11 protein-coding genes are annotated in these 8,755 nt (G+C 42.4%); 8 read left to right on the top strand and 3 right to left on the bottom strand.

Annotated features, from left to right (window positions below):
- Positions 1–57 precede the first annotated feature (57 nt).
- The 7 genes from WAM07_RS02230 (at position 58) to WAM07_RS02200 (ending at position 5,076) form a co-directional block, all read left to right on the top strand.
- Positions 58–945 carry a mechanosensitive ion channel family protein gene (locus WAM07_RS02230; protein ID WP_422164405.1) on the top strand — a complete coding sequence of 296 codons (888 nt, stop codon included), beginning with the start codon at positions 58–60 and terminating at the stop codon, positions 943–945.
- A 19-nt stretch (positions 946–964) separates the two neighbouring features.
- Positions 965–1,162, top strand: coding sequence for a DUF951 domain-containing protein (locus WAM07_RS02225; RefSeq protein WP_089750468.1), 198 nt, complete (start codon positions 965–967; stop codon positions 1,160–1,162).
- A gap of 218 nt (positions 1,163–1,380) precedes the next feature.
- Positions 1,381–2,478: a redox-regulated ATPase YchF gene (gene ychF, locus WAM07_RS02220; RefSeq protein ID WP_422164404.1), complete on the top strand. Its 1,098-nt coding sequence runs from the start codon at positions 1,381–1,383 to the stop codon at positions 2,476–2,478.
- A gap of 137 nt (positions 2,479–2,615) precedes the next feature.
- Positions 2,616–2,909: a 30S ribosomal protein S6 gene (gene rpsF, locus WAM07_RS02215; RefSeq protein ID WP_014645361.1), complete on the top strand. Its 294-nt coding sequence runs from the start codon at positions 2,616–2,618 to the stop codon at positions 2,907–2,909.
- Positions 2,910–2,921: 12 nt separating this feature from the next.
- On the top strand, positions 2,922–3,425 hold the full coding sequence (gene ssb / locus WAM07_RS02210; protein WP_014645360.1) for a single-stranded DNA-binding protein: 504 nt from the start codon (positions 2,922–2,924) through the stop codon (positions 3,423–3,425).
- A 22-nt stretch (positions 3,426–3,447) separates the two neighbouring features.
- A complete protein-coding gene (gene rpsR / locus WAM07_RS02205) occupies positions 3,448–3,675 on the top strand; it encodes a 30S ribosomal protein S18 (RefSeq protein ID WP_089750462.1) in 228 nt (75 codons plus the stop codon).
- Between the two features lie 423 nt (positions 3,676–4,098).
- On the top strand, positions 4,099–5,076 hold the full coding sequence (locus tag WAM07_RS02200; RefSeq protein ID WP_422164401.1) for a DUF2268 domain-containing putative Zn-dependent protease: 978 nt from the start codon (positions 4,099–4,101) through the stop codon (positions 5,074–5,076).
- Between the two features lie 220 nt (positions 5,077–5,296).
- On the opposite strand, the gene WAM07_RS02195 is transcribed toward WAM07_RS02200, so the two are convergent.
- Entirely contained in the window at positions 5,297–5,734 is a 438-nt protein-coding gene (locus WAM07_RS02195) for an Rrf2 family transcriptional regulator (RefSeq protein ID WP_422164399.1), read from the bottom strand.
- A 179-nt stretch (positions 5,735–5,913) separates the two neighbouring features.
- Here WAM07_RS02195 and hmpA point away from each other — a divergent pair, with 179 nt between their 5' ends.
- Positions 5,914–7,137 carry an NO-inducible flavohemoprotein gene (gene hmpA, locus WAM07_RS02190; protein WP_422164398.1) on the top strand — a complete coding sequence of 408 codons (1,224 nt, stop codon included), beginning with the start codon at positions 5,914–5,916 and terminating at the stop codon, positions 7,135–7,137.
- A gap of 17 nt (positions 7,138–7,154) precedes the next feature.
- Here hmpA and WAM07_RS02185 read toward each other — a convergent pair whose 3' ends face one another.
- Positions 7,155–7,781 (bottom strand): YczE/YyaS/YitT family protein, encoded by a 627-nt coding sequence (locus WAM07_RS02185; protein WP_422164396.1) that lies wholly within the window; start codon positions 7,779–7,781, stop codon positions 7,155–7,157.
- Between the two features lie 126 nt (positions 7,782–7,907).
- A partial coding sequence (locus tag WAM07_RS02180; RefSeq protein ID WP_422164394.1) for an ABC transporter substrate-binding protein occupies positions 7,908–8,755 on the bottom strand: 848 nt, incomplete at its 5' end.

The following is an 8,755-nucleotide window of genomic DNA, read 5'->3' as shown; positions in this document are numbered from 1 at the left end:
AATGAATTTCATATTCATAGTCGTACAGGAGGGGAAGCGTTGAAAGCGGACGAAGCTGTGCAGGAAGCTGTAACCAGATGGGAGGAAGCAGTAAATTATGTGACGGGGCCTGAATTATGGACTAATCTAGCTCTAGGAGCCCTGAAAATCACCTTTATTCTGATAATCTCGTTTTTAGTGATCCGCATAGGAAAGCGAGTGATCTCGCAGTTTTTTGAAAATCGGCGGCGGGGACCTTTTAAAATTACCCAGCGCCGGGAAGCTACATTAAAAAAATTGGTGATCAACGCTTTGACGTATGTGGTGTATTTTGTCTCGTTTATTATGATACTGGAAGCTTTTACTTTGGATGTAGGCGCTCTGCTTGCAGGTGCAGGTATTGCCGGACTCGCGATTGGCTTTGGAGCCCAGAACCTGGTGCGCGACATTATTTCCGGATTTTTCATCATTTTCGAGGACCAGTTTTCCGTAGGTGATTATATTCGGACTTCTGGCGTCGAAGGTTTTGTTGAAGAGGTAGGCATCCGTACGTGTAAAGTCAAATCCTGGACAGGTGAGGTTCATATCCTGCCTAATGGAAATGTCACTCAGGTTACGAACTTTTCCATCCATAATAGTGTCGCCGTGGTGGACGTAAGTATTGCGTACGAAGAGGACATTGCCCAGGCCGAGCAAGTGATTCTGGATCTGATGAAAGAGCTGCCAGCTCGTTATGAAGCGATGCTCGAAGTACCTGAACTTCTTGGGGTACAGACATTAGGGGCTTCCGATGTTGTTATGAGGATTATCGCGGACACCCAACCAATGGAACATTGGGCAATAGCTCGTGCCATCCGTAAGGAAGTAAAAACCCGTCTGGATGAAAGAGGAATTGAAATTCCATTTCCACGTATGGTTATGTATTCGCGTGAAGATGATAAAGCTTTACAGGAAGTGAATGAGTAAAAAATTAGGAGGGAACTCCATGGCAGACAAAAATTACGAATTGAATGATGTCGTTCAAATGAAGAAACCTCATCCGTGCGGGGAAAACCGCTGGAAAATCATTCGTATGGGAGCAGACATTCGTATTAAATGTGAAGGCTGCGGCCACAGTGTCCTCATCCCGCGGAAAAAGTTTGAATCCAAAATGAAGAAAAAGCTGGAACCTTCCGAGCAGTAAATCTTTAGCCTTGAAAAGCTCCCTGAAATAGGTGGGCTTTTTAATTTTGTACGGATAAGTTTAATAAAACCTGAAAAATGGCTAGAATGAATTTAACAATTAAGAAGGATCAAGCCTTTGCTTTTGCTTTTCCACAGGTTGTTATTTTCAGACACAGTATCTATAATTGATATGACTAGCATGCATGTATGTAAATCCTTAAGGAGTGAAAGTCTTATATGGCACTAACAGCAGGAATCGTAGGTTTACCGAACGTAGGGAAATCTACGCTATTTAACGCAATTACACAAGCAGGAGCTCTGTCGGCCAACTATCCGTTTGCCACAATAGATCCGAACGTAGGAATCGTGGAAGTACCGGACAGTCGGCTGGAGAAGCTGACCGAGCTTGTTAAACCGAAGAAAACCGTACCTACCGCATTTGAATTTACCGATATTGCCGGCATTGTTAAAGGGGCAAGTAAAGGTGAAGGACTTGGTAACCAGTTCTTATCCCATATCCGCCAGGTCGACGCGATCTGTCACGTAGTCCGTGCGTTTGAAGATGATAATGTCACGCACGTGTCAGGTGAAGTCGATCCCATCACTGATATTGAAACCATCAACCTGGAGCTAATTCTTGCCGACCTCGAAACAGTTTCCAAGCGAATGGACAGAGTAGCTAAGATGGCTCGTCAAAAAGATAAGGATGCTGTAGCGGAATACACGGTTCTTGAGAAACTGAAAGAATCATTAGAGGAAGAAACCCCGGCTCGCGCGGTTGAATTCAGTGATGATCAGGAAAAAATCGTAAAAGGCCTTCATTTGCTAACTTCCAAGCCCATCCTCTATGTGGCGAATGTCAGTGAGGATGAAATTGGCGAAGGGGATAATGAAAAGGTTAAGCAAATCCGTGAATTTGCAGCAAAAGAGAATGCAGAAGTTATTGTCGTCTGTGCAAAAATTGAATCTGAGATTGCCGAGCTTGATGGAGAAGAAAAAGAAGAGTTTCTTGAAGATCTTGGGATTGAAGAATCCGGACTGGATCAGTTAATTAAAGCGACCTACAACCTTCTAGGGTTGGCCACCTTCTTTACGGCTGGCGAGCAGGAAGTAAGAGCCTGGACCTTTAAAGAAGGAATGACAGCTCCACAGGCTGCCGGAGTCATTCACACGGACTTCCAGCGTGGTTTCATTCGTGCGGAGACAGTTTCGTATGAAGACCTTGTTGATGCAGGCACCATGGGTGTCGCCCGCGACCGTGGCCGTGTTCGTTTAGAAGGCAAAGAGTATTTAGTGAGAGATGGCGACGTTATTCACTTCCGTTTTAACGTATAAGCGAGGATCCTTCCGTTTTAGTATTGTATTTCTTGGACAACTTTGTTATAATACTACATTGTGAGTAATTAAGAATAGATTACTCCTTGCTCCTGTCAGGAATAGGAGCCGTTAAGTCCATAAGGAGGTGAAAACGGATGAGTAGAAAATACGAAATCATGTATATCATCCGCCCAGATATCGAGGAGGAAGCTAAAACAGGAATCATTGATCGTTTCAGCAATATCCTTCAAGATAATGGCGCGGAGGTAGAAGAAGTTAAAGAAATCGGCAAGCGTCGTCTTGCTTATGAAATTAACGACTACCGTGATGGTATCTATGTAACAGTTGACTTCAACGGTACACGTGAAGCGATTAATGAATTCGACCGTCAAGCGAAGTTCACGGATGATATTATCCGCCACATCGCAGTACGCGAAGATGACAAATAAGGAGTGGTTCTGATGTTAAATCGTGTCGTATTAGTCGGCAGATTGACGAAGGATCCTGATTTACGCTATACGCCAAACGGAGTGGCCGTCGCCAACTTCACCATTGCGGTGAACCGACCATTTTCTAATAATCAAGGTGGTCAGGACGCAGATTTTCTTAACTGTGTGGTCTGGAGACGTGCTGCAGAAAACTTAGCCAACTTTATGAATAAAGGCAGTCTTGTAGGAGTGGACGGGCGTTTACAGTCCAGAAGCTTTGATAATCAGGAAGGCAAGCGTGTATTTGTAACAGAAGTAGTTGCAGATAGCGTACAATTCTTAGAATCCAAAGGAAGTTCTTCCCAGGGTGGAAGTAATCGTGGAGGCTCAGGATACCAGGCAAATCAGAATCAACAACCATCTGGAAATAATTTCGGATCTAACAACAACAACAATAACAACAATCAACGAGATGAGGATCCATTCGCAGATAATGGAGAGCCCATCGATATATCAGATGATGATTTACCATTCTAATTAAGAAAGAGGTGAATGCGACATGGCACGTCGTGGACGCGGAAAACGTAAAAAGGTGTGTTTCTTCACAGCTAATGGAATTACACACATCGATTTCAAAGATGTTGATCTACTAAGACGTTTCGTTTCTGACCGAGGAAAGATTCTTCCTCGCCGAGTAACTGGAACATCTGCTAAATATCAGCGTAAATTGACTAAAGCAATCAAACGCGCTCGTATTATGGCTCTATTGCCTTACTCTACTGAATAGTAGCGTTAATAAAAACCGTGAAGTCTAAAATAGACTTCACGGTTTTTTATTTATATTTAAACCATTCGGAGACGTTCTTCAATGGAGATATTCTCTCAACCATTACCTACCTCGTTCCAGGTGCTAGAGAGCATTTATCATCAGCGAAATGAAGTGTGGATGAAAGAGAGAGCATCTTTAAGGGATATATTTCCAATTAAGTCAAAACCTATGATACCCTTAGATTATCACTTTCACGACTGAACCATTGAATTCTCCAAACTGAATCTTCACGTATAGGACAGGATTGTGTAAGACCGAGTTTCAAGGTAATTGGCCGTTGAAACCATTTTCCCGTTCAATGTATGAAAAGTTAAATTCATTTCAGCATAAACGTAAGGGTTATTCGTGACGACTAATTAGAATAATTCCAAAGGAGGAACTATGCGACATTTAATTATTTTTGGCTTAACCTTACTTACTATTTTAATAGGATGTGAGGAAGAGACTTCAAACAAACTAAACAACCAAAAAACTGACACGAGTACCCCAGCTGAAAAGACTTCTAATCAAGATGAATACATAATTGAAAAAACCACAGAAGACGGACAAACTTTACGAATTTTTTCTGCCTACGAATATGTCGAAGAGTATGTGAAAAAAGCTGAAGAAACAGATGCACGGAGTGAGCGGAAAAAGTTTTGGAAGACCATCGTTATGGACCATGTACAAGAATCATGTTTAAGTGGTGAGTACTCTCAGCTTGTAAAGGAGTATGTGAGCACTCCTCCGAGAGAACTGAAGGAAGTAAAAGATGATATCACCATGATTCGGGCTTCAGAACTTGAAAACACAGCACTCCAAGCCTTGAAGAAGTCTGCTGATACATTACCAGGAGAAGATACAACGGTCTGTCTTCTTCCACAAGGAGAAATGAGTTTCCCTGGGGTAACTGTAGGGGCAGGTAAGATTTCATTGTTCAATGTCTCATCGGTTAGTAAAGACCGATTGAAGCACACTGTTGCCCATGAGTACCATCACAGCACGTGGACAGCAGACTATACCCGAAACGATGAGTGGGACTTACTTGGCAGCATAGTTTTTGAGGGGAAAGCCGAATACTTTGCCTCCCTCTTATATGGAACACCCCCGACAGAAGTTTCATCAAGGATGGGGAAAGAACAGGAAAGAGCGTTGTGGAAGCAAGTGAAGAGTTCGCTCGACTCAAGAGACGCAAGTCGTGTGAATCGTGTACTTTATGGTGAAAAAGGTGAATTCCCGCCCGGTTTTGGATATATTACTGGTTACCATATAGTAGAAAAATTTGCTGAAAAGCATCCTGAGGCATCCATTGATGAATGGACGAAAATGCCGCCTGAGCAACTCTATGAGAAGAGTCGATATGAAGAATTCTTAAAGTGACACAGGCCGAATGCATTAAATGAAGCATGATTGTTTTCAGATACACTTTATTATAAGTGTCTTATTTACGGCTAAGAAAAGATTAAAACACTAAATAACTCGATTTCAAGTCTTACTGTACAGGGAGCGTTAGTTGAATGAGGCTAATATAAAAAAGAAGAACTTCCATAAAATTGGAAGTTCTTCTTTTTTAGTACTATTAACTTTACAGCTTTTTTTATTAAGAAAGCTGCATAAGCGCTCGGAGTTCATCCCGATTCGAGACAAGATCTTCTAAAGTATAACAGTCCAGAACTTGAAAGAAAGCCTGCAGCGCATCTCTCAGGACGTGTCTAAGCTTACAGGCAGGCGTAATGACACATTCATTTGTCTGGCAGTCAAAGCACTCCAGTAAATAAAAATCGTCTTCCATTGAGCGGACAACTTTTCCAATGTTAATGTCTTCAGGCTTATGGGCAAGCTTAATTCCGCCGGAACGTCCCCGTACCGTATGAATAAGCTCTAATTTATTTAATTCGTGAATAATCTTCCCTAAGTGATTTTCTGAGATGTTAAATACCTCGGAAATCTCTTTTTTATTGGCAAGCTGACCTTCTTTCTTAGCAGCTGTGAAAATTAATACTCGCAGAGCATAATCCGTATATTTTTTTAAACGCATAGGTCAACCCTCACTCTTCTTTGTTCTTATCTTATCTTACCATAGCAGTCATTCCGATGTCTTATTTTCAGATTTTTGGAGCACATTAACGGAATTGTCATAATTGATGTATTTATAATACACCTTTTTTATGTATAATAAAGATATATTATAAATACATCTTTTACGGAGGGTTTTATATGTCCACACAAACCAATCAATTATTAAATGACCATACGATTAAAGTGATCAAATCAACTGTACCTGTGTTAGAGGAACATGGAGAGGCTATTACGACCCATTTTTATCAGCAGCTATTTGTAAATCATCCTGAATTGAAGAATATTTTTAACCAGACCCATCAGAGAAAAGGAGACCAGCCTCGTGCGCTGGCTAACACTGTTTATGCTGCAGCTAAGAACATTGAACACCTGGAAGCTATTCTGCCGAGGGTTAAACAGATTGCTGAAAAACACAGGAGTTTGAACGTCCTGCCGGAACACTATCCAATTGTAGGCGAATATTTGCTGAAAGCTATTAAAGATGTACTTGGAGATGCAGCAACGGACGAAATTATACAGGCATGGGGAGAAGCTTACGGGGTTATAGCGGATGTATTCATTCAGGTAGAAGATCGTATGTACAAGGATGTACGCCAACAGACCGGGGGATGGACAGGATTCCGTGATTTTAAAGTGATTCAAAAGAAAGTAGAAAGTGATGTGATTACATCTTTCTATTTACAGCCGGTCGATGAACAGCCTCTAGCCGATTATAAGCCTGGCCAATACTTAACGATTAAAGCTGAGATTCCTGGAGACGATTATGACCACTTACGTCAATATAGTCTTTCAGAGGCTCCAGGCACCCCTTATTACCGTATTAGTGTCAAAAGGGAAGAAGGAAACCAGGAGGTACCGGAAGGAAGGGTTTCGAACTGGCTGCACAGTCAAGTAAACGAAGGTGATATTATTCCAGTCAGTGCACCAGCCGGGGATTTTTATTTAGATGCAGATACCGACAAGCCGCTCGTACTGCTGAGCGGGGGCGTGGGGCTCACACCGATTTTGAGTATGGGCAGAGCGGTTCAGGATTTGCAGCCTGAGCGGGAAGTGTATTTTATTCATGCTGCTCAGAACGGATCGGTCCACGCATTTAAGAAAGATATGCAGACCATGGGGAGTAAAACGATAACCAAAATTATTTATGACCAGCCGACAGAGGATGACCGTCTGCACCAATCGTTTGATAAAGAAGGATACGTGGATCTTCCATGGTTAAAAGAAGCGGTCCCTCAGGATAGCGAGTTTTATTTCTGTGGTCCTGAAGGCTTTATGAGAGCTGTCAACCAGGCCCTGAAGGATTGGGATGTATCCGATGATAGCATTCACTATGAATTCTTCGGCCCTCAGGGAGTTCTGTAAGTTTTATTGACCCCGTATTAGCTTTCAGCTGGAGCAAGCCGCTGGTCAAGCCGGTTTACGAGATTCATAAATCCGTGGATAGCTGGCCCGCTCAGAAGGGTGATGAGAATGGTCCCCACTCCAATGGCACCGCCAAATAGAGCTGCCGCTATGACCAAAAGGATACTGATGAGTACACGGGAAGTTGTAATTGTCCATCCTGTCAGTCTACGGACTACCAGCATCATCCGGTCAAAAGGATTTGGCGCGAAATCGGCTTGAAGATTGATCGCAATACCTAAGCTCGCAAATAAAATACCGGTTAGTAAACAAAGAATTTGAGCCATAAGGTTGGGTGATAACATCAGGTCGTTTGACCGGATGATCCATAGCCATAGATCAATCCCAAGACCGGTCAGAAGTGAGGTTGCAAGCGCCAATAGTTCAGGACGTTTCCGCTGGGCGGCTGCATTGAAAAGAATAATCGTGAGACCAACCACGATTTCCCAGCTGCCGATGGTTAATCCAAAAGACCGGTATAACCCCACAAGTAGTGCATCAAAGGGAGAGGTGCCTAAATGTGATTCAATGGTTAGGGCAATGCCTAACGTTAAGAGAATAATTCCTAAAGAATAATATAAACCTCTTTGCCAGATTCGTAACATAAGCCCTCTCCCTTCCTATTATCCGACTTGATGCTAGTCACTATAACGCTCAGAAGCTCGTGTTACAAGAGATTTGCACGTAAAAAAGGCCAGGAGGCATGCCTCCTGGCCTTTTAGCTATTCGGATTAATTTTCTACGTGAGCCCACTTGAATTCAAATTCTGGACCGGTCGAGGTAGTGAATACCCCTTTAATCGATGGTCTGAATAGTTGAGCTTTAGCATCTTGATAAATTGGAGCTACTGCTTGATCTTCTTCAAGAAGTAATTTCTCTGCTTCCATGAAGGCTTCAAAACGTTTCTCCGGCTGCTGTGCATATTCTCCGTTGGCTTTTTCAATAAGAGAATCGTATTCTTCACTTGAATAGTTCATATTATTGTTTTGTCCGTCGGTAACATACATGTTCAAGTAAGTGTTCGGGTCTACATAGTCAGGTGCCCAGGTTGCAGCTTCCATTTCAAATTCAGAAGCACTGTCACGACGTACACGTTCTTTAAACGGTACTTCCATAATATCAATCGTTAAACCATCAAGTGTAGTTTCCAGCTGGTTCTTGTAATAAGCCAATGTTTTCTTAGAAGTTCCGGTGTCGTCTCCAAGAAGTTCAATGGTAACAGAATCTGTACCTAGAGCTTCCAGAGCTTTTTGCCAGTGCTCTTTGGCCTTCTCTTTGTTAGTCTCTACCAGTGATCCTTGCGCTTCACGATATCCAGTATCGCTGTTAGGCATCGATACGAAATTAGAAGGCACATATCCCTCAGCAGGAACAGATCCATCATTTAAAATCTCATTAACCAGATCTTCCCGGTTAATCGCTAATGAAATTGCCTTACGCGCATCTACATTCGCCAGGGCTTCATTGGTTTCCTGGTTAAATTTAAAGAAGTACAAGTATGGTTTTTTCACGACTTCAAAAGCTTCGTCACTACGATACTGATCCACAAATTCAGCATTAAGTTCTGTCTGATCGATTT

It is taken from the genome of Halobacillus sp. (assembly GCF_049282395.1).
GTDB lineage: Bacteria > Bacillota > Bacilli > Bacillales > Halobacillaceae > Halobacillus.
The sequence above is the reverse complement of the archived record's forward strand: the minus strand, read 5'-3'. Positions and strand labels throughout refer to the sequence as shown.

Bases quoted from the DNA above. Each gene is read 5' to 3' on its own strand.
- WAM07_RS02225 (WP_089750468.1), top strand. From the start codon at position 965: ATGGCAGACAAAAATTACGAATTGAATGATGTCGTTCAAATGAAGAAA.
- ychF (WP_422164404.1), top strand. From the start codon at position 1,381: ATGGCACTAACAGCAGGAATCGTAGGTTTACCGAACGTAGGGAAATCT.
- rpsF (WP_014645361.1), top strand. From the start codon at position 2,616: ATGAGTAGAAAATACGAAATCATGTATATCATCCGCCCAGATATCGAG.
- ssb (WP_014645360.1), top strand. From the start codon at position 2,922: ATGTTAAATCGTGTCGTATTAGTCGGCAGATTGACGAAGGATCCTGAT.
- rpsR (WP_089750462.1), top strand. From the start codon at position 3,448: ATGGCACGTCGTGGACGCGGAAAACGTAAAAAGGTGTGTTTCTTCACA.
- WAM07_RS02200 (WP_422164401.1), top strand. From the start codon at position 4,099: ATGCGACATTTAATTATTTTTGGCTTAACCTTACTTACTATTTTAATA.
- WAM07_RS02195 (WP_422164399.1), bottom strand. From the start codon at position 5,734: ATGCGTTTAAAAAAATATACGGATTATGCTCTGCGAGTATTAATTTTC.
- hmpA (WP_422164398.1), top strand. From the start codon at position 5,914: ATGTCCACACAAACCAATCAATTATTAAATGACCATACGATTAAAGTG.
- WAM07_RS02185 (WP_422164396.1), bottom strand. From the start codon at position 7,781: ATGTTACGAATCTGGCAAAGAGGTTTATATTATTCTTTAGGAATTATT.